Raw genomic sequence first — 25,254 nt, forward strand, 5'->3', positions numbered from 1 at the left:
GCTAAGCACATACTAACACTGCGCTTGGTCTGCTCCGCAGATTTTTCAGACAAAGTAGGTAAACCACTCGAGGTCCGGCAAACGCCCCGCAGGGAGTATTTCCCAGCGGGGCGTTCGAAGCATTTCCACAAATTAGAGGTGTTAGATCCCCATGTCATCCAGTGGCACGGCAGCACCGGTGAATTCACCGTAGCTATCGTCGCCGTAGAAACCATCACCAAAGGAGGACGGAATGGAGTAAGCAGCAGCGCGCGCTTCCTCTGTCGGCTCCACAGAGATGTTGCGGTAACGAGCAATACCCGTACCAGCCGGGATCAACTTACCAATAATCACGTTCTCCTTCAGGCCGATCAGCTTGTCGGAGCGCTTATTGATAGCAGCATCGGTAAGCACGCGAGTGGTCTCCTGGAAGGAAGCCGCGGAGAGCCAAGACTCGGTAGCCAAGGAAGCCTTGGTGATACCCATGATCTCTGCGCGAACCTCTGCAGGACGGCCTCCGGTCTTGACTGCTTCCTTGGATGCAGCAACTGCGTCCGCGTGCTCCACCAGGGAACCTGGCAGGAACTCGGTAGAACCAGAATCAATCACGGTCACGCGGCGCAGCATCTGACGCACGATGATCTCGATGTGCTTGTCGTGGATAGCCACGCCCTGGTCACGGTAGACCTTCTGCACTTCGTTGATCAGGTGCTTCTGCACACCACGGCGGCCGAGCACACGTAGAACCTCGTGTGGATCGGTCGCGCCCTTAAGCAGCTGCTGACCCATCTTGACGTGGTCACCATCGCGCAGTGGGCGCTCCACTCCGCCGGTACCCAGGGTTGCGAGACCCTGACGCTTAGACAGCTTCTCGTAGACAACGTCTTCGGAGCCATCATTTGGAACGATCGTGACCGTATAGAAGGTCTCGTCGTCCTCGATCTTGAGCTTGCCGTCGACAGAAGCGATTGGGGACTTAGCCTTCGGCACGCGAGCTTCGAAGAGCTCCTGCACACGCGGCAGACCACCCGTAATGTCGCCACCCACACCACCGAGGTGGAAGGTACGCATGGTCAGCTGGGTACCCGGCTCACCAATCGACTGTGCAGCCACGATGCCCACGGCCTCGCCAATTTCCACCTTCTTGCCGGTCGCCATGGAGCGTCCGTAGCAGGTGGAGCACAGGCCGGTTGCGGTGGCACAGGTCATCACGGAGCGTACCTTGATGAACTCAACGCCAGCGTTGACCAGGCGGTCCACGTCAGACTCGTTGACAACTTCTCCCTTAGCCAGGATGACGTTGCCCTCAGAATCTTCAGCATCCGCAGCCAGGTAACGGCCCACGATGGAGGTCTCAAGGAAGTCCGCGCGACCGAACTCTCCGGTCTTGTTGCCCTTTCCGTCGAGCACTGGAACAGCAACCTCGAGGTTGACGCCCTGCTTGGTGCCACAGTCGTCTTCGCGAACGATGACGTCCTGGGACACGTCGACGAGACGACGGGTCAGGTAACCGGAGTCTGCGGTACGCAGTGCGGTATCGGCCAGGCCCTTACGGGAACCGTGGGAGTTGTTGAAGTACTCCAACACGGACAGGCCTTCACGGAAGGAGGTCTTCACTGGGCGAGTGATGTACTCACCGCGGGAGTTGGTAACCATGCCCTTCATGCCGGCCAGGGTCCAAATCTGACGCATGTTACCGGCTGCACCGGACTTCACGATCATCGGAATTGGGTTGTCATCTGGGTAGAGTGCCTCGACGGACTCACCAACGAAGTCGGTAGCTTCCTTCCACAGGTCAACCAGGGACTGGTAGCGCTCGGCTTCGTTGATCTTGCCGCGAGCCAGCTTCTTCTCGATAACTTGGGCCTTGGCCTCGTAGTTATCCAGAACTTCCTGCTTGTTCGGCAGAACCAGCACGTCGTGCATGGTGATAGTCACTCCAGAGCGGGTTGCCCAGTAGAAGCCAGCGTCCTTGAGCTTGTCCACCGTCTGCGCCACGGTAATCATTGGGTACTTCGCCGCGAGGTCGTTAATAACAACGGCCTGAGGCTTCTTCGCCATGACACCTTCAACGTAGGCGTAGTTCCATGGAAGGAGCTCGTTGAACAGTACGCGCCCCAGAGTGGTCTCCGCCAACCAGGTCTGGCCACGCTGCCAACCATCAGGGAAGCGGTCGGCTTCAATCTCGGCGGTTGGGCGCAGGTGGCTGATGCGCACCTTGATTGGCGCCTGCAGACCCAGCACACCACGGTCGTACGCCATGATGGCCTCGGCCAAGGAGGAGTACACGCCCTTTTCTGGGCTGGTATCCGTCGCTGGCTCGTAAGCACCCTGTCCGCCGAACTCGTCCTCGCCCTTTTCCAGGGTCAGGTAGTACAGGCCGGTCACCATGTCCAGACGTGGCATAGCCAGTGGCTTACCGGACGCTGGGGACAGAATGTTGTTGGAAGCCAGCATCAGGATGCGAGCCTCGGCCTGAGCCTCTGCGGACAGTGGCAAGTGCACTGCCATCTGGTCACCGTCGAAGTCGGCGTTGAACGCTTCACATGCCAGAGGGTGCAGCTGAATAGCCTTGCCCTCCACCAGGATCGGCTCGAACGCCTGGATACCCAAGCGGTGCAGGGTTGGTGCACGGTTGAGCATCACTGGGTGCTCGGAAATAGCCTCTTCCAGCACGTCCCACACCTCGGGACGCTGACGCTCCACCATGCGCTTAGCGGACTTGATGTTCTGCGCGTAGCTCTTCTCCACCAGACGCTTCATCACGAATGGCTTGAACAGCTCCAGCGCCATCAGCTTCGGCAGACCACACTGGTGCAGCTTCAGCTGAGGACCAACGATGATCACGGAACGACCGGAGTAGTCCACGCGCTTACCCAGCAGGTTCTGGCGGAAGCGGCCTTGCTTGCCCTTGAGCAGGTCAGACAGAGACTTCAGCGGGCGGTTGCCCGGTCCGGTGACTGGGCGACCACGACGACCGTTGTCGAATAGCGCGTCAACGGACTCCTGCAGCATGCGCTTCTCGTTGTTCACGATGATCTCGGGAGCACCCAGATCCAGCATGCGCTTGAGGCGGTTATTGCGGTTGATCACACGACGGTAGAGGTCGTTAAGGTCGGAGGTTGCGAAGCGTCCACCGTCCAGCTGCACCATTGGGCGCAGCTCTGGTGGGATCACGGGGACGCAATCCAGGATCATCGCTGCGGGATCGTTGCCGGAGCGCAGGAACGCAGCGACAACCTTCAGACGCTTGAGAGCACGCAACTTCTTCTGTCCCTTGCCGTCACGGATGACGTCGCGCAGGATTTCCGCTTCTGCTTCGAGGTCGAAGTTACGGATCAGAGTCTGAATAGCCTCTGCACCCATTCCGCCAGTGAAGTAATCCTCGTAGCGGTCCATCAGCTCGTTGTAGATGTTCTCATCCACAATCATCTGCTTTGGAGCCAGCTTGACGAACGTGGTCCAGATCTCGTCCAGCCGGTCCACTTCGCGCTCGGCGCGCTCACGGATGTGGCGCATTTCGCGCTCAGCCGCAGTCTGCACCTTCTTCTTGGCATCGTTCTTTGCGCCGGCAGCTTCCAGCTCTGCCAGGTCATCCTCGAGCTTCTTGGCGCGGTCGGCCAACTCGCTATCGCGGTCAACCTCCACTTCCTTCTTCTCGAGCATCATTTCTGCCTCGAGGGTGGACTGATCGTTGTGACGACCTTCCTCATCCACGGAGGTGATGATGTTGGCTGCGAAGTAGATGATCTTTTCCAGATCCTTCGGAGCCAGGTCCAGCAGGTAGCCCAAGCGGGATGGAACGCCCTTGAAGTACCAGATGTGGGTTACGGGAGCGGCGAGCTCAATGTGGCCCATACGCTCACGACGCACCTTGGACTTGGTGACTTCCACACCACAGCGCTCGCAGATGATGCCCTTGTAGCGGACACGCTTGTACTTGCCACAGGCACATTCCCAGTCACGGGTAGGACCGAAAATACGCTCGCAGAATAGACCGTCCTTCTCAGGCTTGAGGGTGCGGTAGTTGATCGTCTCCGGCTTCTTGACTTCGCCACGAGACCAACGACGGATGTCGTCGGCAGTAGCTAGCCCAATGCGAAGCTCGTCGAAGAAGTTAACGTCTAGCACGTGAACTTCCTTTCCCCTCCTGAAGCGGAGGGCCTTGGTGGTGATCTAAAGGTCAGGTTTGGGTTAAGGGAGCGCGCTAGCTGACGTCGAGGTCAGCGTCTGGGCGCTCGTCACGCGACAGGTTGATGCCGAGGGCTGCGTTAGCGTTCTCCAGCTCGTCATCGTCGTCGGACGCCAACTCCATTGGGGTGCCGTCTGCGGCCAGTACTTCCACGTTGAGGCAGAGGGACTGCAGCTCCTTGAGGAGCACCTTGAAGGACTCGGGAATACCCGGATCCGGGATGTTCTCGCCCTTCACGATCGCTTCGTAAACCTTCACGCGGCCGACCACGTCATCGGACTTGATGGTCAGGAGCTCCTGCAGGGTGTAGGCAGCGCCGTACGCCTGCATTGCCCACACCTCCATCTCACCAAAGCGCTGTCCACCGAACTGTGCCTTACCACCCAGTGGCTGCTGGGTAATCATGGAGTAAGGACCAGTGGAACGGGCGTGAATCTTCTCATCGACCAAGTGGTGCAGCTTCAGCATGTACATGTAGCCGACAGACACTGGGTATGGGTAAGGCTCACCGGAGCGGCCGTCCATCAGTGCTGCCTTGCCGAAGTCATCCACCAGCTTGATGCCATCGCGGTTGGTGTTAGAAGACCGCAGCAGACCGGACAGCTCAGCGTTGGACGCACCGTCGAACACGGGGGTGGCCGTCAAGGAATCTGCAGGAACCTCGTACAGATCAGAAGGCAGGGTCTCCAGCATCTTCTGGATCTTTGGATCCTCAGACTCGGTGTCCACGGTCCAGCCGGCCTTAGCCAGCCAGCCCAAGTGAACTTCCAGAACCTGACCGATGTTCATACGACGTGGCACACCGTGGGTGTTCAGGATGATGTCAATCGGGGTGCCGTCCGGCAGGAACGGCATGTCTTCCTGAGGCAAGATCTTGCCCACAACACCCTTGTTGCCGTGGCGGCCGGCGAGCTTGTCGCCGTCCTGGATTTTGCGCTTCTGTGCCACGTAGACGCGAACCATCTCGTTAACGCCTGGGGCGAGGTCGTCGTCGTCCTCACGAGAGAACACACGCACGCCAATGACCTTGCCGGTCTCGCCGTGAGGAACCTTCATGGAGGTATCTCGAACCTCGCGAGCCTTTTCGCCGAAGATGGCGCGCAGCAAGCGCTCCTCTGGGGTCAGCTCAGTCTCACCCTTCGGGGTGACCTTGCCGACGAGGATGTCGCCGTCGCGAACGTCGGCGCCGATGCGCACGATGCCGCGTTCATCGAGATCCGCCAGAACGTCCTCGCCCACGTTAGGAATTTCGCGCGTGATTTCCTCTGGGCCCAGCTTGGTATCGCGAGCATCGATCTCGTGCTCTTCGATGTGGATGGAGGTCAGAACGTCATCCTCAACCATGCGCTGGTTCAGGATGATGGCGTCCTCGTAGTTGTGACCTTCCCATGGCATGAAGGCAACTAGCAGGTTCTTGCCCAGAGCCATTTCTCCGTTGTCCGTGCCCGGACCATCAGCGATGACCTGGCCAGCCTCAACGCGCTCACCCTCGTCAACCAGAGGCTTCTGGTTGTAGGAGGTGCCCTGGTTGGTGCGCTCGAACTTGCGGAGCATGAAGGTATCGCGGATGCCTTCATCGTCCATGATGGTGATGTAATCAGCGGAGACGAACTCCACCACACCAGCCTTTGGAGCGATGATCATATCGCCGGCATCGTATGCAGCGCGCAGCTCCATACCGGTACCCACGAATGGCGCCTCGGCGCGCAGCAGTGGAACAGCCTGACGCTGCATGTTGGCGCCCATCAGCGCACGGTTAGCATCGTCGTGCTCGAGGAACGGAATCATAGCGGTTGCCACGGAAACCATCTGTCGTGGCGACACGTCCATGTAATCCACCTCGGCCACGGGGACGACCTCCACGTCGCCGCCGCGGAGGCGCACCTCAATGCGATCCTCAACAAAGCGGTGGTTCTCATCGAAAGGCGTGTTGGCCTGTGCGATGACGTGGCGATCTTCCTCGTCCGCAGTGAAGTAGTGAACTTCGTCGGTGATCTGACCATCGATCACTCGGCGGTACGGCGTCTCGATGAAGCCGAATGGGTTCACGCGTGCGAAGGAAGACAGCGATCCGATCAGACCAATGTTTGGACCCTCGGGAGTCTCAATTGGGCACATGCGGCCGTAGTGAGAAGGGTGCACGTCTCGCACTTCCAGACCAGCGCGGTCACGGGTCAGACCGCCTGGACCCAGCGCGGACAGACGACGCTTGTGCGTCAAGCCCGACAGGGAGTTGTTCTGGTCCAAGAACTGGGACAGCTGGGAGGTTCCGAAGAACTCGCGGATCGCTGCAGACACTGGACGCACGTTGATCAGGGAGGTAGGAGTGATGGACTCCGCGTCCTGAGTGGTCATGCGCTCGCGAACCACGCGCTCCATGCGGGACAGACCCACGCGAACCTGGTTCTGGATCAACTCGCCGACGGTACGCAGGCGACGGTTACCGAAGTGGTCGATATCGTCGGTACCGATTGGGATCTCGATGCCCTCTGGGGAAGTCATGGACTTCTCGCCAGCGTGCAGGCGCACCAAGTACTCGATGGTGGTGAGGATGTCCTCTTCGGTGAGGGTCATCGTGCCATCGTTGTCGCCACCCAAGCCCAGCTTGCGGTTGACCTTGTAGCGGCCCACCTTTGCCAGGTCGTAGCGCTTGGCCTTGAAGAAAGAGTTCTCCAGCAGGGCCTGAGCGGAGTCGCGTGTAGGAGACTCGCCTGGACGCTGCTTGCGGTAGATCTCCAGCAGGGCCTCATCCGTGTTGGCCACGCCGTCCTTTTCCAGCGTGGACATCATGATCTCGGAGAAGCCGAAGCGCTCAGTGATCTCTTCGGTGGTCAGACCGAGGGCCTTGAGCAGCACGGTTACTGGCTGGCGACGCTTGCGGTCGATGCGGACACCGACGGTGTCGCGCTTATCGACGTCAAACTCCAACCATGCACCACGGGAAGGAATGACCTTCACGGAGTGCAGGGTGCGCTCGGTAGACGCATCCATGGATGCGTCGAAGTACACGCCTGGGGAGCGCACGAGCTGGGAAACAACGACACGCTCGGTGCCGTTGATGATGAAAGTGCCCTTGTCCGTCATCATCGGGAAATCACCGATGAATACGGTCTGGGACTTGATTTCACCGGACATAGAGTTGGTGAATTCCGCGGTCACATACAGTGGCGCCGCGTAGTTGATGTCCTTGTCCTTGGCCTCGTCGATAGTGGACTTCACTTCGTCGAAGCGTGGCTCGGAGAGTGTCAGCGACATGTTCTCCGAGTAGTCCTCAATCGGGGAAAGCTCGTCGAGGATGTCCTCGAGTCCGCTGGTAATGCGGACGCCTTCCCCAGCCTCTGCTTGTGCGTTGGCGCGCCACTGTGGCGAGCCAACGAGCCAAGCGAAGGACTCTCGTTGAAGGTCAAGAAGGCCAGGAACCTCGATGGGAGCGTCGATCTTAGCGAAAGAGTATCGCTGCGAAGCTCCGGGGATTCCGGCCACTGAACTTGTCTGGCGGGAGACTGCCAAGATGGGTCCTTCCAGCACCTCATGCACCTCTATCTGCGTGGTGGAGCTGCAGATAGTTAGCGCATTTGTTTGAGCGTACGGTCTTGTGATGGTCTACTTTGTTTGGAAATAATTCTCCCCATCATCAACAGCTTGCAGGCCAAACTTCGAGCGAAAATGCCGAAGTGACCTCGTCAAATCACGTTTTCGCGATCATTGCCAAGGTCCGTGGTAACAATGGTTTCCCATCATTTTGCTTACCTGCTGCGATGTCGGGTGGAATTAATTCCAGCGCAACGAACTACCTTATATGCTGCAGGCCCCGTTGTCTAGCCCACTCCCATACTCAATATGGGCTTGTCAACCCCCCGCGCCCGGGATCCCCATCCCGTCTCGCCGACCATCACCCACAGGGTACAACGCACAACGGGTTTTGTCTGTATTAGATAGACGGAAATTCTCCGAAAATCCTCTGCTCCCCTACTCGCATACCCATTCCTCATCCCGCGCGAGGGGCTGCACATCTCTAAACTTTAAAGCTGTGGATATTACGTATGTGGACTTGCTGGATCTCGATGCACCCGTGGAGGAGTTTCGGCTGCACTCCGCTTCCGATCTCGCCGAACGCCCCGAAATTGTACCGACATTCAATCACCGCAATCACCTCAACGCGCTGTTCACTCAGGGCCGTTCGACATGGCTTGGCATCGCGCTGAATGTCCCCGGCGCCCGCGATCTCCCCTCGGCCGAGCTTGGGCAGGTTTTTTCTGACCTACTTTCCAGCCACGATGCGCTTCGTTGGGCCGTGTTCCCCGCCGATTCCTCTTCGTTTTCCTCACCGTTTTTTTCTTCTTCGACGCCACCCTTTTCCGTTCATTGCCTGCATCCCAGCGACCTATCTGTAGAAGCTCTGCCTGCGGAGTCTCCCGCGGACCTAACTGCTCTCATCTCACACGCCTGCAGTCCCATCAGCTCACCCGGAGCGTTTTTCGGCCGAAGCGGGGACACCGTACTGGTCAGCTTCGACCACTTCCACGTGGACATGATCAGCATGGATTTACTCGCGCGGGAACTCTATGTGGCGCTGCGGGGCGAGGAGTTGGCGTCGGAAAAAGAAAACACACCGTCCTACTCCACGGTGCTGGAGCAACGTGCGGAGGTGGAGGACCACACATGGAGCGAGCAGCTGGCCGATGAGGTGTGGGGCGAATTCTTCGCGGAGACCTCGGGCACGGTGCCGGGCTTTCCGGTGGACCTCGGCGCGCACGGCACCACGCATCCCGCTGCGTTTGTAGTAACCACATTGCTGAGCGCAGAGCAGATGAACTCGAAGGTGGATGCGCAACCCTTCCCCGAACTGCTGACCGCGGTGGCGCGGGTGCTCGGACGGCGCGTGCCCATGCTGATCCCCATGCACACGCGCGGCAAGAACGGCTCGGCAGCGCACTCCACCGTGGGCTGGCTGGTGGGGAATGCACCCGTTGTGGCCGAACCCGAGGAATCCCCGGACACGGCCAAGATGTGGCTGCGCAGGGCGGTTGCGGGTCAGGGGTTGAGCATTGAAAAGGTTCTGGCTCACTATCAGGCGGAGTTTCCCAGCGCGACGATCTTCTCTGCGTCCTTTGTGGACTTCACCAAGCGGGGTGGTGCGGTGCCCGGCGCGAGCTACATCTCCTCGCGCGGGCCAGTGGACTCCGTGCAGATGTGGTTCTCCCGGACGGAAACCGGGATCCAGCTGCGCATGTGCTACCCGGATACACACTTCACCCGGGAGTTCATGCCGGAGTTCGTGGACTCGCTGCGGGCGGAGCTGGCGGGCAGGCGCTAGTACCAGCGTTCGGCAGGCAGGCGCCAGGCCGAAAGCTCGGCGGCAATCGCCTCCGCCAGGCAGTACTGGCCTGCCTGGCGAGCCACAGCAACATGGCCAGGGCTAAGCCCGCGAAGATCAGCCACAGGTTGTGGATCCGTTTTCGCCCGAATGGTTAGAATCCTCAGCCGGCGCTCTTGTCGCAGGAGTGGGAGTGTCTGGCGCCGACTGTTTCGCCTCGTCAGCTGCATCAAAAGCACTCATGCTAATCCCATCGTTAGTGGCGCGAATGCTCACTCAATCGCCTCGTGGCGGCGCGGAACGCGTCTTATTCGTCACGCCCCTTGGGGGCTGCAACTTTGCGCTTTCCTGAGCGGAGCACGACAAAGAGTGAAACCGCAGCAACAATAGCACCGGCGACGATCAGCGCAACTCGCCACTTGGGGATGTCCCGCTGATGCCCGATGGTTCGGGCCTGCTCCAGCATCCGCTGGTTCTCGTGTCCGTCCGTACGTCCATGGAACTGCAGTAGGGTATCCACTTCCTTGCCGTCTATCTGGTACACATCCTTGACGTCCTCTTCGACGCCAACGATCAGCCCGCTTTTAGGTTCGACCGTGATTTCCCGCCAACCACCGTGGAACAGCTGTGCCTTTTCCCCCGACTCTGGGTCGGTGATCTCATTCCGGATGCCTTCGTACTGTTCTTTGACGCTGGAAGGTTCAATCTCTTGACGGAAAACATAGACCGGTACGTCATGACCATCATTAGTGGTGCGAGTCTCTTCCCTATCGAAGTGCGCTGGCAGCGCATCGCGCAATGTCACGTCAAAGTAGTCATAGGTCCGCTTTTCCGTGCTTGTGGGGAACTTTGCCCAATAGCCTTCCATCGGCACTGCGTTAGAAGGCACCACGGGAGTATCCGCCACCTTGCCTGCTCCCCCTACCGCTTCGCCGGTGAAGCGATCCACACGATAGCTGAACACCTGAGCATCGAGGAGGGCTTCGAGGTCATCTTTGACGTCCTGTCGATACGTCGTCACGCCCACCCGAGCGCTCGCTTCGTTCTCATCGGCGGGCTGATCCAAAGAAATCTTGAATTGCCGCGCAACCGGGGCTTGCACGGATTCTGTCTCGTCCAGCCCTTGGTAGTTCGCCCCCACAGTCGCGTTCGGATCCACGAGCATGAACGTGCTGCTTTCCAGCTCAAGAGGTACCGGGCGATCGCTGGACACCATCTTCGGCAGTAGGATGCCGACGACGATGAGGGCTACCCCCACGATGAGTGCGAGCAGCGCAGGAACGCGAAGTTTAGATAGCATGCCATTCACTATAAACCGCCCTGGGACAACAGCTGTAAAGACCAACAAATGAAGAACACCCGTCACGCGCATCCTGCATACACAGGAGCCCGTAACGGGTGTTCAGTAGCCTGAGTTGGCCGGAGCCAACTCGCAGCGGAATCCTTTTACTTGAGGGAAACCTTTGCGCCAGCCTCTTCCAGCTTGGTCTTTGCAGCCTCAGCGTCATCCTTGGATGCGCCCTCGAGCAGAGCCTTAGGAGCAGCCTCAACCAGCTCCTTAGCTTCCTTCAGGCCCAGGCCGGAAACGATCTCGCGGACAACCTTGATCACGCCGATCTTCTTAGCGCCAGCGTCCTCGAGAACGACGTCGAACTCGTCCTTCTCTTCCTCAGCAGGAGCAGCAGCGCCTGGAGCGGCAGCAGCAGCAACTGGAGCAGCAGCGGTGACGTCGAAGGTCTCTTCGAACAGCTTCACGAACTCGGAGAGCTCGATCAGGGTCATCTCCTTGAAAGCCTCGAGGAGTTCGTCATTGGTGAACTTAGCCATGGTGGCAACCTTTCCGTTCATTGTGTGCTTGCAACCGGCGAGATTGTTTTTGAATTAGCCGGTGACAAGCGGAAAACTTTTTATTGTGAATATGCGTGCTCGACCCCGTCTTGTGGCCCAGCGGTGAGGAACTAGTCCTTCTTCTCCTGCAGTGCGGCTGCCAAACGAGCAACCTGAGATGCGGGAGCGTTGAAGAGACCAGCAGCCTTTGCCAAGGAACCCTGCATGGCACCGGCCAGCTTGGCCAGAGTGGTTTCGCGGTTGTCCAGCTCAGCGATTGCCTCGACCTGAGCAGCAGACAGCGCGCCACCGTCCATGTAGCCACCCTTGATCACGAAGTTCTGGTGATCCTTGCCGAAGTCCTTCATTGCCTTCGCAGCATCCACGGCTTCGCCCTGGATGAATGCAATTGCAGTTGGACCGGTCAGCAGGGAATCTTCGAACTCCACGCCGGCTTCTTGAGCAGCCAGCTTGATCATGGTGTTCTTGGCGACGGAGTAAGTGACATCCGCACCCAGTGCGCGGCGCAGCGTGGTCGTCTCGGAAACAGTCAGACCACGGTACTCGGTAAGTATCGTTGAGTCAGCCTGCTCGAAACGAGCCTTCAGCTCTGCCAGCGAAGCGGTGTTCTTCGGGTTTGCCATACTCTCGCCTCCTTCCAAAATGTCTTGCGGTGTACAAGGTGTACGTGCACCGACAGTCATGTTCTTTGATGTAAAGGCAACACTTCACAAACAACAGCGCCCTGTGCCCGCAGGGGCACAGGGCGCTGTCGCGTTCCATCAACTCTTTGCAGCACTGGGCTGTAAAAGGATTGGAACGTCAACGTCTCGTGTTACCTGCGTGGGCCGTCATCCATTACGTGATGAACCTTCAATCTTCCACCGGCGTGCCCCTTTGCAGGAACTCACCGGCTTTCGATGACCGACGGTCTTCGGTGAAACTTTGAACGTATTCAAACTTCCTCGGAGCACTTTACCTGCCGTCATTCGAAAACCCAAACCGCCTCCGTTACACCAGCCGTCTGCACAATCACTCTCCGTCGCTGTGGGATATTGGTACTGTCTCACAATCCTGTCTCCACCGGTCTTCAAGTTAGAAAGATCCCCTCGTGAACTCTTCATCTTCCCAGCTCAGCGAAACCCTTGCTGGCAAGCGCGTTCTACTTCCCATTGATCGGAAGTCCGAGGAGATGGCGGAGTCTTTAGAACGTCACGGCGCTACAGTCACTATCGCCGCGCCGATGCGTATCACTGCCGTGACAGACGATCCCAGCCTGTACAACCAGTGCCGGCAGCTGGCAAGCGAAACAATTGACTACACCGTGGTCACTACTGGAGCTGGCTTTCGCGCCCTGATGACTTTGGCCGACCAACAGGAACACCGCACTGAGTGGGGTACGCAGCTGCGCACCCAATTGGACCGTTCCGCCATTATCGCCCGCGGCCCCAAGCCCAAGGGCGCAGTGCTCCAAGCAGGTTTGACTCCTGCATGGACCGCAGAATCAGAAACGTCCGCCGAGATGCTCAGCCATCTCCTCTCCCAAGATCTTCGTGGCACGCACGTTGTGGTGCAGCACCACGGCGCCGGAGACGAGTCCTTCGAGCACGCTCTCCGCCAGGCCGGTGCTCGCGTCACTGGGCTCACCACATACCTCTGGGATGACCCGGAGGATCCGCAACGCGTCCGGGATTCGATCCTCCACGTATCCAAGGAGTACTTCGACATCATCGCCTTTACCTCAGCTCCTGCCGCGAGCAGGTGGCTGGACATCGCCCGCGAATTGCACTGTCTCGATGACATTCGTGCACTCGCCGCGCCGAATGCTTCCAAGCTGCTGATCGCCGCAGTTGGCCCTGTCACCGCCCAACCGCTCCTGGACGCTGGGTTTACTCCCCTGGTCCCCGAGAGGTTCCGCATGGGCGCGCTGATCAAACTCATTTTGCAGCACGCTGGCCTGCACTAAGCTCGGTAGCCATGAAAGTCGATGCCAACCCCGCCTCCTTTTTGCCCGCCTTCTTCCGTTCGCTGCGCCACCCCGATTGGTTGCCTGAAGGTGTGAACAAGTGGGATGAGCCTCTCGACGGCCGCGTGCCCGTGGTGCTGATCCACGGCACGTGGCTCAACGTCTACAACACGTTCGGGATGATCGCTCCGGCCCTCAACGATGCAGGGCATGCGGTATTCACTCAGAATTACGGCCGTGATTCCTCCAGCTTCACCGGCCGCCCCTCCGGCGTGTTCGGCACCGCGTCCATGTTGGTGGCACAGCGCGAGGTCGCTTCTTTTATCGACGCCGTGCTCGAGCGCACCGGCGCCAGCCAAGTGGACCTGGTGGGTCACTCCCAGGGAGTTGCCCAGGCACGCCTGTATCTCACGGACTCGGGAGGAGCCAACCCAGATGATCCCGCAAAGAATAAGGTCAGGCGGATAATCGGCATTGGGGGAAGCAACCATGGAACCACGCTGAGTGGCGTCGGCTCTCTTTCGCAACGGTTGGACAAAAAGGGACGGGCGGACGGCGTAACGGCGCGCATTTTGGGCAAGGCCGCGCTGGACCAGCGGGTCGGTTCAGACGCAGTCAAGCATCTGAACCGTCGCGGCGATACCGAACCCGGCGTGGCCTACACCATGATCTGCTCCCGCTTCGATCAGATCGTCACCCCGTGGCAGACCCAGAAGCTCCGCGCTGGCGAGAGCGCCACGGTGAAAAACCTGCTGGTACAGACGGGAAATATCAAGGACTACTCGGATCACCTGGCGATTTTGTACTCGCCGCGCGTGATCGACATGGTCCTCGAAGCCCTCTACAGCGGCGAGGACGACTATCGCGAAACTCACCCACGTATCACCGGCGGCTGGGTGGTGCCGGGCTTCGGTCAGGCACAGCGACCCCGCCGTAGGCCACGCGGCTAACGCCACAACCTGCAGACACGTACTGCAGATACACAAAGGCTCCCCCACCGCCATGGTGAGGGAGCCAAAGTAGTTACAGGAACGAACCTGCGAGAGCCTTAAGCCTCGGTGTAGTTCTTCTGCACGTTCTCGTCAACCATCACGGAAGGACCGTTGGTGGAAGACAGAGTAGCCTTCTTCAGGTACTTGCCCTTGGAAGAAGCAGGCTTCAGGCGCAGCAGCTCATCCACCAGTGCGCCGTAGTTCTCAGCCAGGGTCTTCTCGTCGAAGGAAGCCTTGCCGATGATGGCGTGCAGGTTGGAAGCCTTGTCCACGCGGAAGGAAATCTTGCCGCCCTTGATCTCGGTCACAGCCTTGGCCACATCGGTGGTCACGGTGCCGGTCTTAGGGTTTGGCATCAGGCCACGTGGGCCCAGGACGCGAGCCACACGGCCAACCTTGGCCATCTGGTCAGGGGTTGCGATAGCTGCATCGAAGTCGGTCCAGCCGCCCTGGATCTTCTCGACCAGTTCAGCGGTGCCCACTGCATCAGCGCCAGCTTCTTCAGCGGCGGTGGCATTTGGGCCCTCGGCGAACACTATCACGCGCACGGTCTTGCCGGTGCCGTTAGGCAGGGAGACGGTGCCGCGAACCAGCTGGTCAGCCTTGCGTGGGTCCACGCCCAGGCGGAATGCAACATCCACGGTGGCGTCGAAGTTCTTAGAAGAGGTTTCCTTAACCAGCTTCGCTGCCTCCAGCGGGCTGTAGGACTTGGACTCGTCGATCTTTTCCGCAGCAGCGCGGTAAGCCTTAGAAGTCTTGCTCATGGTATCTACCAATCCTTGAAAAATTTAGTTTGGAAGTTGTGGTCAGGTCGAGTCAGCAAGGGACTCTGCCACACCCTTGTTCGGCGCCGAGGTTGGCGTCGAACAAAGAAAAACAGGAAATGAAACGCCTACTTGGCAGGCTCGTCCTTGACGACGATGCCCATGGAACGAGCGGTACCAGCGATGATGCGGGCGCCGTTCTCGATGTCGTTAGCGTTGAGGTCTTCCTTCTTGGTCTCAGCGATCTCCTTGCACTGATCCCAAGTCACAGAACCGACCTTGTCGGTGTGAGGAACGCCGGAGCCCTTCTGCAGGCCAGCAGCCTTCAGCAGCAGCTTGGCAGCTGGAGGGGTCTTCAGCTTGAAATCGAAGGTGCGGTCTTCGTAGACCGTGATCTCCACAGGAACGATGTTGCCGCGCTGGGATTCAGTCGCAGCGTTGTATGCCTTGGTGAACTCAACGATGTTCACACCGTGAGCACCCAGTGCAGGACCAACTGGAGGTGCAGGAGTTGCAGCACCAGCCTGGATCTGCAGCTTGATCAGGCCTGTGACCTTCTTCTTCTTTTTCGGAGCCATGTTTCTACCTACTTTCAGTTATCGGAACGCAGCCGCGCCATGGCAATCAAGCGCACAGTGGCCGCGCCCTACCGGATGCCGGAATCTCACCGGCCACCGGAAGTGTTTGTGACGCATAAATGTGTCCTGCAGTCTTTGCAGGACAGAACAACTTTAGTTGAGCTTCTCCACCTGATCAAATTCCAGCTCAACCGGGGTCTCACGGCCGAAGATGGAGACCATGGCCTTGAGGCGGTTGGAGGCGGCATCGATCTCGGAGATGGTGGCGGACACGGAAGCGAACGGTCCGGACAGGATGGTCACGGACTCGCCGACCTCGTAGTCCACCTCGACGGACTCGGAAGCTGGCTTTGGTGGGGTGGCCACACCGGTTGCGGATACGTCCACGCCGGTAGCAACGCCCTCGCCCTGCTCCTCGCCCTCGGCCGCCGGGGTGGCGGTCTCTGGAGGCAGCAGGAACTTAGCCACTTCGCGGATCTTGACTGGGGTGGGCTTGCCCTCGTTGCCCACGAAGCTGGTCACGCCCGGGGTATCGCGGACGACAGACCAGGACGCGTCTTCCAGGTCCATGCGCACCAGCACGTAGCCCGGCAGCAGCTTGCGCTTGACGTTCTTGCGCTTGCCGTCGCGCAGCTCGGTGACCTCTTCGATCGGCACAACGACCTCGTGGATTTCGTCATCCACGCCGAGGGTCTGCGCGCGCATCTCGAGGTTGGTCTTCACCTTGTTCTCGTAGCCCGAGTAGCACTGGATGATGTACCAGTTGCCGGGCAGCTTCTTCAGCTCGCGCATGAAGGTGCGCAGGCGGGCCTTGTAGGCGGCCATGGCGGCATCTTCCGGTGCTTCCTCGGTGCCTTCTGCGCCTTCGGTTGCGCCGTCGTTATTTTCGACGCCAGCCTCTGCATCTTCCGCGCCAGCCGCCTCGGCGTGCGCCTCAGCGGCTGCCTTCTGGACATCTTCCTGCGCGGTAGCGGCCAGGGACTCTGCGCTGACTACTTCCTCGTTGACGTTGTCCGTGTTCTCGGTCTGATCACTCATGGGATCTGTCCTCCACTCCATTAAAAATCCGCCTGCACCGTATGTGGTGAGGCGGTTGTTTTCTAGTGCAAGTGTAGCACGGGAGTGGCTAGAGGCCGAAGGCGGCGCGCACTCCCAGGGTGGTAACCCAGTCCACGCCAGCCACGAGGGCGGTGACGAGGATCAGGAAGATCAGCACGATGAACGTGTAGGTCACGAGTTCGCGGGCAGTAGGCCAGATGACCTTGCTCAGTTCGTTGAACACGCCGCGGAAGAAGTCGATGATCGCCACGAATGGGTTGCGGCGGGTCTTGACTACCTCTGGAGCTCGGGAGGTGCTGGTGGCGCGGGCGGAGGTGGCAGTTCCTGCTACCTGGCGCTTGCCTGCTGGACGAGGAGCGGTCCCATCGCTTGCCTTGGAGGCTGCGGGGGTCTTTGAGCTCTCATCGCTCACTGGGAAACTCCTAACAAAGGGTGGAAGTCACTAATGCACGTTCCCGAGGAAGTTTATCCCTCAAGACGTTGCTGGAATAAACGTTAGCGCAATAAGTGTACTGCAGGGGCGACAGGACTTGAACCTGCAACCTGCGGTTTTGGAGACCGCTGCTCTGCCAATTGAGCCACGCCCCTTTGCGCGCAACCTCTAGCTGCTTCTTTGATCAGTTTTTCTGACCGAAGCTGACAGTGCCGGAGCGTTGTGCAACATCGGGAATGCTAGCAGTGTTGGTATGTGTTGCACAAACGTGCGGTTCACCACGCAAAAAACCCGCTTCCGTAGAAACGAGGAAGCGGGCTTTAACTTGGTAGCGGTGGGGGGACTCGATCCCCCGACCTCACGATTATGAGTCGTGCGCTCTAACCAGCTGAGCTACACCGCCACGGTCTGCCATCTCCCACGGACCAGCCAGCGGTCTGCGGTTTCCACATGACGTGACGGCCTAGAAAATGACTGAGCCCCCTGACGGAATCGAACCGTCGACCTTTTCCTTACCATGGAAACGCTCTGCCGACTGAGCTAAGGGGGCGTGGTTACAGTATTTCGCAACACAAGTGTGTCGCGTGCCTGAAGCCTGCAGTAGATTAACCAGTCTTGCGTGCAATACACAAATCGGCACGTCAGCGGGGGAAATCCCGGGGTGTGCGTGGCAGTCCCGGGGGATCGTTGTGCAAACTCGGCCCGCTCCTCCCCCAGACAGCACAAAACCCCAAGGGCTAAAAAAGTCCTTGGGGTTTTGTGCTGTGCCAGATGATGGATTCGAACCAACGTAGGCATAGCCGACGGATTTACAATCCGCTCCCTTTGGCCGCTCGGGCAATCTGGCGTGCACCATCTCTGGTGCGGAGGTAACTCTACTACGAGCACCATATGTTTAGGCAAATCAGCAGATCAACTCCCGGTTCACCAGGCCAACCTCACACCGCAACAGTGCGCGAACGCCCTGCTTATCCCAGCCGCTGCAGGGAGTAATTGATGAGCTCGCGCAGGGCGGAGTTTGCGTCGATCTGAGGAAGACGATCCAACTCCTCCTCCGCGAGGGCACGGTAGCGCTCCACGTCCTCCAACGCCCGCTGCCGGCCACTGGACTGGCGGATCAAGTCCAAAGACTCCTCCACGAGCGCATCATCGGTGACAGGGCCGGTGAGGATCTCCCGCAGACGCTGGCCTACCGCATCGTCCTGCTGCATCGCGTACAACACAGGCAGTGTGAACACGCCCTCGCGCAGATCCGTACCCGGGGTCTTGCCGGACTCCTCCGGGTCAGACCAGATATCGATGATGTCATCCACGATCTGGAACACCTGACCCATGTTGCGACCGAAGCGCTGCAGGGCCAGCACATCGTCCCTGGAGGCTCCCGCGTGCAATGAGCCCAGGTAGCCAGAGGAGGCGATCAGCACGCCGGTCTTTTCCTGAATCACGGTCATGTAGTGATCGATGGCATCCTCACCCTCGGCCGCCCCCACGGTCTCGCGCATCTGCCCCGTCACCAGCTCCTGGAAAGCCTCCGCGAAGTGCGCGGTAGTTTCCGTTCCCAGGTGCGCCATGATCTTGGATGCCACGGCGAACAGGTAATCGCCCGCCAAAATGGCGATGGAATTGTTCCACCGCGCGTTGGCTGATTGCGCACCGCGGCGGCGGTCCGCCTCATCCATCACGTCATCGTGATAGAGCGTGGCCAGGTGCGTCAGCTCCACCACCACCGCCGCCTGAACCACTTCCTCGGACATCGCGCGCGGGCCAAACTGGCTTGCGAGCAGTGCAAACACCACACGGAAACGCTTCCCGCCTGCCTCGGCAAGATGGCTGATTTTGTCCGTGAGGAACGTTTCGCCCTGCTTGAGCTCTCCGAGCAGAAGAGTTTCCGCGCGCTGCATGCCCTCAGTCAGAGCTGCATTGAGCTCTGGGTTGCTCAGATCGGGAGCCACCGGAGCTTTCGCTTCTGCGCTGTGGATGCTTGCCATATCAGTGGTCAGCTTTGTCACAATCTTCTACGGTCACAATCGTTTTCGTCGTGGCGTTTGCCGTGGTCGGGGCGATGGTGGCGCGTTGTCTGGGTGGTGCCAGGGTCCCAGTTTTGGGGTTCTACTCACGTGTGCAGACATCACACCTCATCAACGGATACCTTAGCCGAGACGGTGCGTCAGGTGTGCATCTGGGAATAACTATCGGCGACCAACGGCAGGTGGCGAACCCGTGCGTGCGGGTAACGCGCGTTGGGCATGCGACAATGGTCAGCGATGAATTCCTCTTCTGTTCTTTGTGCCGACGTCATCATCGTGGGCGCTGGCCCCGCCGGTTCCGCTGCGGGTTTTTGGTGTGCCCGTGCGGGGTTGGATGCGCTGATTGTGGACATGGCGGATGTTGTCCTGGGGTCGGCGGAGCTGCCAGGCCAGGGGCGCGACAAAACGTGTGGCGATGGGCTGACTCCGCGGGCGGTCAAGGCACTGCAGGAGATGGATGCTGGGCATCTTTTGGATGGCCACCCCGAGATTCGGGGCCTGAAGCTGCACGGTTTCGGTGGGTCGATCACGGCAGCATGGCCGGCTACTGGGGCGTTCCCCACGCGTGGTTCGGCGATTCCGCGTTCAGAGCTGGACTTGGCACTTCTTCAGCATGCTGTGCGTGCGGGCGCTCGTTTTGTGGGTGGGTTGAAGTTGTCCGACGCCACACTCGATACGCCCCACAGCATCCGCGAGCTTTCCGGGACGAGATCTTCCGGTGAATCCGTGGTGGTGCGCGGAAGGCACTTCTTGCTGGCCGAGGGGGTGCGCAACGGCATCGCCCGGCAGGTGGGCGTGCAGTGGCTACGAGAGTTGGTCCACGGGGTGGCTGCCCGCAGTTATGTGAGCACTCCGCGGGGCGATGAGCCGTGGATCCATTCTCATCTGGAGCTGCGCGACGATCAGGGGGTGGCTCAGCCCGGTTATGGATGGGTCTTCCCGCTGGGCGCGGATCGCGCGAACCTGGGCTGTGGCGCGCTAGCCACCAGTGCGCGTCCAGCGAAGGTGAACACGAAGAAGCTGTTGGAGCAGTACGCCACGCAGATTCGCGGCGAGTGGCAGTGCGGCGAGCCAGAGCTGGTCAAGAGTGCTTTGCTGCCCATGGGAGGGGCAGTTTCACGAGTCTCTGGAGTCAATTGGGCCACGATCGGCGATTCAGCTGCACTGGTCAACCCTCTCAATGGCGAGGGAATCGATTACGCGTTGGAGGCTGCCCGGTTGGTGGTGCAGCTTCTCCCCGATGCCGCGCGGAATCCGGACGGTCTGCGCTATGTGTGGCCGAACGTGCTGCGTGAGCACTATGGCACGGCGTTTAGTTTGGCGCGCCGCTTGGCGATCGTGTTGACCATGCCAGGGCTGTTGAGCGCTGTGGGGCCGCTGGGGATGCGCGGACCCGTGGCCAATCAGATGATGGACGCGGCGGCGCGGTTGATGGGCAACCTTGTCTCGCCGGAGGATTCGGACCTGACGGCTCGCGCGTGGCGCGCTGCGGGCGGATTGTCTCGCGGTGCAGACCGGCTGTTGGCCGCTGATTCCCGCCCGCTGTTTGGACAGCCGACCCGCTAGGCCTCGACAGGCTTGGTGGCCGCGTGCAGCGCCACGATGCCTCCGGTGAGGTTTTGCCATCCGGCATTTTCCCAGCCGTTGGCGTTGATCTGGGCGGCAAGTTCTTCCTGGTCTGGCCAGGCGCGGATGGATTCCGCGAGGTAGATGTAGGCCTCCGGGTTTGAGCTGACTACGCGGGCAACCTGTGGCAGGGCGCGCATCAAGTATTCCTTGTAGATCGTGGAGAACAGCGGCACCACGGGTGTGGAGAACTCACCGATGACGAGGGTGCCGCCGGGCTTGGTGACGCGAGCCATTTCGCGCAGGCCAGCCTTGTAGTCCACGATGTTGCGCAGGCCGTAGTTGATGGTGACGGCATCGAAGGTGTTGTCTGCGAAGGGCAATTGAGTGCCATCACCGCAGACCATCGGTAGGCCGCGGCTGAGTCCCGCGTGCAGCATGCCTCGCGAAAAGTCGCAGGCCACGCAGTATGCGCCGGACTTGGTGAATTCCTCGGTGGACACGCCCGTGCCCGCGGCGAGGTCTAGGACCTTATCGCCGGGCTTGAGATCCAAGCGGCGCCGGGTGCGCTTGCGCCAGTACCTGTCTTGGCCAAAGCTCAAGACGGTATTGGTGATGTCGTAGTTCTTCCCTACTTGGTCGAACATCCTCGCAACATCGTGCGGTTTCTTTTCCAGACTGGCCCGTGACACAGTTGTCCACTCTAGTGCCCCACCAACTGCAATGCCTTAAGCGCCGTTGAAAAACTCGGGGCAGGTGCTGCTTAACGGGTGGCCAGGCGCTGCGAGGTGCTGTGTTGTTCCGCGGAGCTCTGTGGTGCACGCTGGCTGTGGGATACCGCGGTGCGCTGGCGGTTCTGAGCGGAGCGGGAAAGCTCCGCGCGCTGGGCTTGGCGGTCTGCCAGCTTCTTGCTGGAAAGCATTCGGCGCTGTGTGCTCCCCATCGCAGACAGGTAGTAGTCCATCAGCTGCTCGCACAAGCCGTTCCAGGACTTACCTTGGACTGTGTTGAAAGACTGTGCCTTCATGGTGGCCAGGCCTACCTCGAGGATGGAATCGATGGCTCCGGGCAGATCGCGCTCAAAGCTGTCCACTTCAAGCAGGTAGCCGTTGAATCCTGGGGTAATCAGGTCCACGGGACCGCCTGCAGCAGGAGCGATGGCCGGAACACCAGACGCGTGCGCCTCCTGTACTGCTTGGCAGAAGGTTTCAAACTGTCCGGTGTGTACGAACACATCCAGGCTGGCGAATGCCTTGGGCAGGTCACTGCCGTACTGGCCGCCGGTGAAGATTGCGGTAGGCATCGCTTCCTTGAGCTCTGCCATTTCTGGACCGTCGCCCACGATGACCAGTTGCACATCGTCGCGGTCATTGAGCGCAGCCATGCGGATTACAGACTTTTCTGCGGCCAAGCGCCCCACAAAACCAACCACGCGACGCTCCATCACGGGAATGTTGGATGTCTGTCCGTGCTCGCGACGCAGACGCTCTCCTTCACGTAGCCAAGTTTCGCGCAGCTTCTCGCTGCGGTTGGAGGGGTGGAATCGCTCGGTATCCACGCCACGTCCCCAGTGGTGAATGTTGCGGATGCCGTGTTCTTCCAGCTCGGCGAGGGTCTGCGAGCTCGGCGCGAGGGTCAGCGCGCACTGGTTGTGCAGGGTACGGGTCCACTGCCACGCCACGTTGGCCATGGCCTTGAGCTTGTAGTTGTTCGCAAAGCCCGCCACGTCCGTCTGGAAGATCGCCACGCACGGGATGTTCAGAGTCTTAGCGGCGAAGGCTCCCGCGCCACCCAGCACGAAGGGGCTGGCCAGGTGCACCACATCGGGACGGAAGCGGCTGAGCTCGGTGAGCACCACGGGAAGTGGAACGCCGATGGGCAGTGAGTTAATGCCAGGCACTTCCACGGTGGGCACACGCACGATGCGGAAACCTTCGTAGGTGAAGATCTCTTCTTGATGGTCTCGCGCTCCCGGCGCGATGACGATGGCCTCGTGCCCCTCCCTGCGCAGATATTCCAGTACGCGCAGGACGGAGTTCACCACTCCGTTGACGTTGGGGAGGAAGCTTTCAGCAACGATGGCAACTCGCATGCGTGTAAGTATCTCCTCCCAATCTCTCCTGCTGGTTGCTGGAATATTAAGTATCAGTCAACTGATTCTGAACTCAAGGTAACTTTTCTCTTTTCCAGCGCCAGAATCGCGCCCATCAATACGGCGGAGAGCAACAGCGCCACCAGCAGCGAGGACAGTGCCGGAATCACAGACAGCGTCCACGAGCGCCCTGCAACCTTCACGTTGGCGGGATCACTGGCGCTGTATTCCACGCGCACGCTCTCCCCCACTTCCAAGCCCGTCGGATACTTCAGTCCTGTCGCAGGCTGGTGATACGTTCCGTCTTCCTCGCGGAAGCGAACGGCTGTGCGCAGCTTTCCCACGTCGATAACTTCCGCCACTGCAGTCCGTCGGTCCTTGGCGATGGACATGTCATCAATCACCGCCGTAACCACCATTCCGGCGCACACCAGAATCATGAACGCGGTCAACCCGATGACCAGCTGTTTCGCTCGCCGGAATGGCCGCCGTTGCTGCGCCGGCGTGGGGGTCATGATGGCGCCACCACGTGGTTGATCTTTTCTTCCATTTCTCGACGCCAACCTCTGTCCACCCTCGCTTCCACCACCGTAATGCCCACGGGTGGTTGCTCGGCGTGAGACTGGATGGCTTCGAGCAGTTCCATGGCTGTCGAGGTCTGCTGGTAGTCGGTATCGTAGGCATCGCACAGGGAGCGGATGTCCACAGAGACTGGAGTGGCGAATACGCGCTCGAAGGCGGAGGTGCCGTCGCCGAAGGTGCGCAGGTTTTCTTGGCCGGGCTCGAGGCCTTCGAAGATGGCACCTCCGGCGTCGTTAACTACCACGATCAGGAGGTTTTCCGGGCGCCGTTCCATCTGACCGATGTTCAACGCGCCGGCGTCATGCAAGAACGTGAGGTCGCCGACCAATGCCACCGTGCGTGGGGCGCGCACGGCCGTCGGGTCAGCGGAGGCATGGGCCATGGCCACGCCGATGGCGGTGGACAACGTGCCGTCGATCCCCGCGGCACCACGGCTGGCGAGGGTTCGCACGCCGTCGAAGGGCAGCCCGGCGCGGGAGACATCGCGGATCGCGGAGGAGGCGCCGACCACGAAGGCGTCGCCGTCGCGCAAGCTATCTGCTACCACGGCCGCGGCGTGCATCCCGGTGAAGTGCTCTTCCACGGAAGCACCAAGCACGTCACGCACCGCATCCGCACCCATGTCGCTGATGGCCTGACAGACTTTCGTCCATCCCGTGGGATGCTCGCCGGTGACACTGATTCCGCTGGCCACGGCGGTGATATTGCTGGCGAGGGTGAACACGCTGTCCGTCTCAGAAAGCACGATGACCTGCGCGTCCGTGGACTTCAACAGCCCCAGGACTGGGCGGTGCAGCGTGGGTCGGCCGATCACCACGACCTGCTCCGGCTGGGTCATGGCTGAGTATTCGCCCTGGCTGACCTCGCTCGCGGAGAACATCGCGGCAGCTGCGCAGTGCACAGGGAATCCGGGGGCGGGTGCCGTGGGCTCGGCGATGGTGGGCACGTGCGCGAGTTGCTCCATTACTTCGCGTGCCCACACTTCGTCGGTAATGCTGCCGGTGATCACCAGCGTGCGCTTGCTGATATCCACTGTGGTCTTGCCGTGCGGAAGCGGACGGGCAGAAGATTGCACGTTCGCGTCCGACACTGTTGCTTCCGGCACTGCCGCTTCCTGACCAGCAGCTTCCTGCCCCGCGACCTGCTGTGCGAACAGACTCAGCGCATCCGCGGACTCCGGCACCAGCGGCTCCTGCAAAGGCACGTCCAGCTGCACGCCACCGCCAGTCACGGGATCGGTTGCTGCCTGTACTGCGGCTGCGGCAGCCTCGCGCACGCGGTTCGTCAGCGCATTCTCGGCCTCCTCGGGATCCGCAGTTGCAGCGCCTGCAGCCTCCACCGCATCGGGATCGCCCGTGCTCAGTACTGCCACCGCGTGAGCCCCGAAAATCCCCACCTGCTCAATGGTCTGGTTCGCACCCGTACCAATCATCCGCAGCGGACGGTTCGCAGAGATCACCAGCAGCGGAACGTGGCTCAGCGTGGCCTCCACCATCGCGGGCAGACAGTTGGCCACCGCAGTGCCCGAAGTAGTGATAATCGGCACTGCCCGGCGCGTGGCCTTGGCCAATCCCAGCGCCAAAAAGGCGCCGGTGCGCTCGTCTGTCCGCACGTGCATGCGCAGCCGACCAGCGCGTTCCGCCTCCGCACACGCCAGCGCCAGCGCCGCCGAGCGGGATCCCGGGCACACCACCACTTCACGCACGCCGTCGCGAATCAGCTGATCCACCGTCACCACGGCGGTGGTCACGGCGGGGCTCATCCGCCCGATTTCGAGCGATTGCGGGCTGTTGGTCTCTGCTGCGTTTAGGTCTTGCTCCATCACGCTCCCCAATCTACTTCAGGCCCGAGACAACTCCTCCCGGAACATCACACCGCAC

The 25,254-nt window shown here is 60.2% G+C and carries 19 protein-coding genes and 4 tRNA genes; 4 read left to right on the forward strand and 19 right to left on the reverse strand.

Annotated elements, in window-relative coordinates:
• Window positions 1-141: 141 nt before the first annotated feature.
• Complete coding sequence (locus tag IM764_RS04435; protein ID WP_194187051.1) at window positions 142-4,110, reverse strand: DNA-directed RNA polymerase subunit beta'; 3,969 nt, start codon at window positions 4,108-4,110, stop codon at window positions 142-144.
• A gap of 76 nt (window positions 4,111-4,186) precedes the next feature.
• Entirely contained in the window at window positions 4,187-7,699 is a 3,513-nt protein-coding gene (locus tag IM764_RS04440) for a DNA-directed RNA polymerase subunit beta (protein WP_099297998.1), read from the reverse strand.
• A 502-nt stretch (window positions 7,700-8,201) separates the two neighbouring features.
• On the opposite strand from IM764_RS04440, the gene IM764_RS04445 reads away from it, so the two are divergent.
• Complete coding sequence (locus IM764_RS04445; protein ID WP_194187052.1) at window positions 8,202-9,488, forward strand: hypothetical protein; 1,287 nt, start codon at window positions 8,202-8,204, stop codon at window positions 9,486-9,488.
• Here the strand turns inward: IM764_RS04445 and IM764_RS10455 are convergent.
• The 4 genes from IM764_RS10455 to rplJ all read right to left on the reverse strand — a co-directional run bounded on the left by IM764_RS10455 (window position 9,485) and on the right by rplJ (window position 11,959).
• Window positions 9,485-9,613, reverse strand: a complete 129-nt coding sequence (locus IM764_RS10455; protein WP_255510448.1) for a hypothetical protein — start codon at window positions 9,611-9,613, stop codon at window positions 9,485-9,487. The genes IM764_RS04445 and IM764_RS10455 overlap by 4 nt on opposite strands.
• A gap of 182 nt (window positions 9,614-9,795) precedes the next feature.
• On the reverse strand, window positions 9,796-10,788 hold the full coding sequence (locus IM764_RS04450; protein WP_099298001.1) for a DUF3068 domain-containing protein: 993 nt from the start codon (window positions 10,786-10,788) through the stop codon (window positions 9,796-9,798).
• A 146-nt stretch (window positions 10,789-10,934) separates the two neighbouring features.
• On the reverse strand, window positions 10,935-11,315 hold the full coding sequence (gene rplL / locus IM764_RS04455) for a 50S ribosomal protein L7/L12 (protein WP_099298044.1): 381 nt from the start codon (window positions 11,313-11,315) through the stop codon (window positions 10,935-10,937).
• Window positions 11,316-11,446: 131 nt separating this feature from the next.
• The gene (gene rplJ / locus IM764_RS04460; protein ID WP_099298002.1) at window positions 11,447-11,959 is read right to left on the reverse strand and encodes a 50S ribosomal protein L10; all 513 of its coding nucleotides are present in this window, start codon (window positions 11,957-11,959) and stop codon (window positions 11,447-11,449) included.
• A 467-nt stretch (window positions 11,960-12,426) separates the two neighbouring features.
• Here rplJ and IM764_RS04465 point away from each other — a divergent pair, with 467 nt between their 5' ends.
• The gene (locus IM764_RS04465) at window positions 12,427-13,281 is read left to right on the forward strand and encodes a uroporphyrinogen-III synthase (protein ID WP_194187053.1); all 855 of its coding nucleotides are present in this window, start codon (window positions 12,427-12,429) and stop codon (window positions 13,279-13,281) included.
• Between the two features lie 11 nt (window positions 13,282-13,292).
• The gene (locus tag IM764_RS04470) at window positions 13,293-14,231 is read left to right on the forward strand and encodes a triacylglycerol lipase (RefSeq protein WP_194187054.1); all 939 of its coding nucleotides are present in this window, start codon (window positions 13,293-13,295) and stop codon (window positions 14,229-14,231) included.
• 98 nt (window positions 14,232-14,329) lie between these two features.
• Here the strand turns inward: IM764_RS04470 and rplA are convergent, their stop codons facing one another.
• From rplA to IM764_RS04515, 9 genes are all read right to left on the reverse strand, one after another.
• Window positions 14,330-15,037, reverse strand: coding sequence for a 50S ribosomal protein L1 (gene rplA / locus IM764_RS04475; RefSeq protein ID WP_099298005.1), 708 nt, complete (start codon window positions 15,035-15,037; stop codon window positions 14,330-14,332).
• A 128-nt stretch (window positions 15,038-15,165) separates the two neighbouring features.
• Window positions 15,166-15,615, reverse strand: a complete 450-nt coding sequence (gene rplK, locus IM764_RS04480; protein ID WP_099298006.1) for a 50S ribosomal protein L11 — start codon at window positions 15,613-15,615, stop codon at window positions 15,166-15,168.
• Between the two features lie 153 nt (window positions 15,616-15,768).
• Window positions 15,769-16,653, reverse strand: a complete 885-nt coding sequence (nusG, locus tag IM764_RS04485; protein ID WP_099298007.1) for a transcription termination/antitermination protein NusG — start codon at window positions 16,651-16,653, stop codon at window positions 15,769-15,771.
• A gap of 88 nt (window positions 16,654-16,741) precedes the next feature.
• A complete protein-coding gene (secE, locus tag IM764_RS04490) occupies window positions 16,742-17,086 on the reverse strand; it encodes a preprotein translocase subunit SecE (RefSeq protein WP_099298008.1) in 345 nt (114 codons plus the stop codon).
• A 103-nt stretch (window positions 17,087-17,189) separates the two neighbouring features.
• A tRNA-Trp gene (locus IM764_RS04495) sits at window positions 17,190-17,262 on the reverse strand.
• Window positions 17,263-17,433: 171 nt separating this feature from the next.
• A tRNA-Met gene (locus tag IM764_RS04500) sits at window positions 17,434-17,510 on the reverse strand.
• A 74-nt stretch (window positions 17,511-17,584) separates the two neighbouring features.
• A tRNA-Thr gene (locus tag IM764_RS04505) sits at window positions 17,585-17,657 on the reverse strand.
• Between the two features lie 215 nt (window positions 17,658-17,872).
• Window positions 17,873-17,954: transfer RNA gene (locus IM764_RS04510), tRNA-Tyr, on the reverse strand.
• Window positions 17,955-18,075: 121 nt separating this feature from the next.
• Window positions 18,076-19,095 carry a polyprenyl synthetase family protein gene (locus IM764_RS04515; protein ID WP_194187055.1) on the reverse strand — a complete coding sequence of 340 codons (1,020 nt, stop codon included), beginning with the start codon at window positions 19,093-19,095 and terminating at the stop codon, window positions 18,076-18,078.
• Between the two features lie 276 nt (window positions 19,096-19,371).
• Here IM764_RS04515 and IM764_RS04520 point away from each other — a divergent pair, with 276 nt between their 5' ends.
• On the forward strand, window positions 19,372-20,700 hold the full coding sequence (locus IM764_RS04520) for a geranylgeranyl reductase family protein (RefSeq protein ID WP_228073332.1): 1,329 nt from the start codon (window positions 19,372-19,374) through the stop codon (window positions 20,698-20,700).
• Here the strand turns inward: IM764_RS04520 and IM764_RS04525 are convergent.
• The 4 genes from IM764_RS04525 to menD all read right to left on the reverse strand — a co-directional run bounded on the left by IM764_RS04525 (window position 20,697) and on the right by menD (window position 25,196).
• Entirely contained in the window at window positions 20,697-21,392 is a 696-nt protein-coding gene (locus IM764_RS04525; RefSeq protein ID WP_099298010.1) for a demethylmenaquinone methyltransferase, read from the reverse strand. The genes IM764_RS04520 and IM764_RS04525 overlap by 4 nt on opposite strands.
• A 71-nt stretch (window positions 21,393-21,463) precedes the next feature.
• Window positions 21,464-22,792, reverse strand: coding sequence for a glycosyltransferase family 1 protein (locus IM764_RS04530; protein ID WP_194187057.1), 1,329 nt, complete (start codon window positions 22,790-22,792; stop codon window positions 21,464-21,466).
• Between the two features lie 53 nt (window positions 22,793-22,845).
• Window positions 22,846-23,307: a DUF3592 domain-containing protein gene (locus IM764_RS04535; protein WP_099298012.1), complete on the reverse strand. Its 462-nt coding sequence runs from the start codon at window positions 23,305-23,307 to the stop codon at window positions 22,846-22,848.
• Window positions 23,304-25,196, reverse strand: coding sequence for a 2-succinyl-5-enolpyruvyl-6-hydroxy-3-cyclohexene-1-carboxylic-acid synthase (gene menD, locus IM764_RS04540; RefSeq protein WP_228073364.1), 1,893 nt, complete (start codon window positions 25,194-25,196; stop codon window positions 23,304-23,306). Before menD ends, IM764_RS04535 begins: the two co-directional genes overlap by 4 nt.
• Between the last annotated feature and the right edge of the window lie 58 nt (window positions 25,197-25,254).

The organism is Corynebacterium sp. ED61 (assembly GCF_015233855.1).
In the GTDB taxonomy this organism is placed as follows: Bacteria; Actinomycetota; Actinomycetes; order Mycobacteriales; family Mycobacteriaceae; genus Corynebacterium; species Corynebacterium dentalis.

Excerpts from the sequence above, each read along its gene's own strand:
- rplL (WP_099298044.1), bottom strand. The coding sequence starts at position 11,315 with ATGGCTAAGTTCACCAATGACGAACTCCTCGAGGCTTTCAAGGAGATG.
- nusG (WP_099298007.1), bottom strand. The coding sequence starts at position 16,653 with ATGAGTGATCAGACCGAGAACACGGACAACGTCAACGAGGAAGTAGTC.
- IM764_RS04450 (WP_099298001.1), bottom strand. The coding sequence starts at position 10,788 with ATGCTATCTAAACTTCGCGTTCCTGCGCTGCTCGCACTCATCGTGGGG.
- rplA (WP_099298005.1), bottom strand. The coding sequence starts at position 15,037 with ATGAGCAAGACTTCTAAGGCTTACCGCGCTGCTGCGGAAAAGATCGAC.
- IM764_RS04470 (WP_194187054.1), top strand. The coding sequence starts at position 13,293 with ATGAAAGTCGATGCCAACCCCGCCTCCTTTTTGCCCGCCTTCTTCCGT.
- IM764_RS04520 (WP_228073332.1), top strand. The coding sequence starts at position 19,372 with ATGAATTCCTCTTCTGTTCTTTGTGCCGACGTCATCATCGTGGGCGCT.
- IM764_RS04515 (WP_194187055.1), bottom strand. The coding sequence starts at position 19,095 with ATGGCAAGCATCCACAGCGCAGAAGCGAAAGCTCCGGTGGCTCCCGAT.
- rplK (WP_099298006.1), bottom strand. The coding sequence starts at position 15,615 with ATGGCTCCGAAAAAGAAGAAGAAGGTCACAGGCCTGATCAAGCTGCAG.
- rplJ (WP_099298002.1), bottom strand. The coding sequence starts at position 11,959 with ATGGCAAACCCGAAGAACACCGCTTCGCTGGCAGAGCTGAAGGCTCGT.
- IM764_RS04535 (WP_099298012.1), bottom strand. The coding sequence starts at position 23,307 with ATGACCCCCACGCCGGCGCAGCAACGGCGGCCATTCCGGCGAGCGAAA.
- menD (WP_228073364.1), bottom strand. The coding sequence starts at position 25,196 with ATGGAGCAAGACCTAAACGCAGCAGAGACCAACAGCCCGCAATCGCTC.
- IM764_RS04530 (WP_194187057.1), bottom strand. The coding sequence starts at position 22,792 with ATGCGAGTTGCCATCGTTGCTGAAAGCTTCCTCCCCAACGTCAACGGA.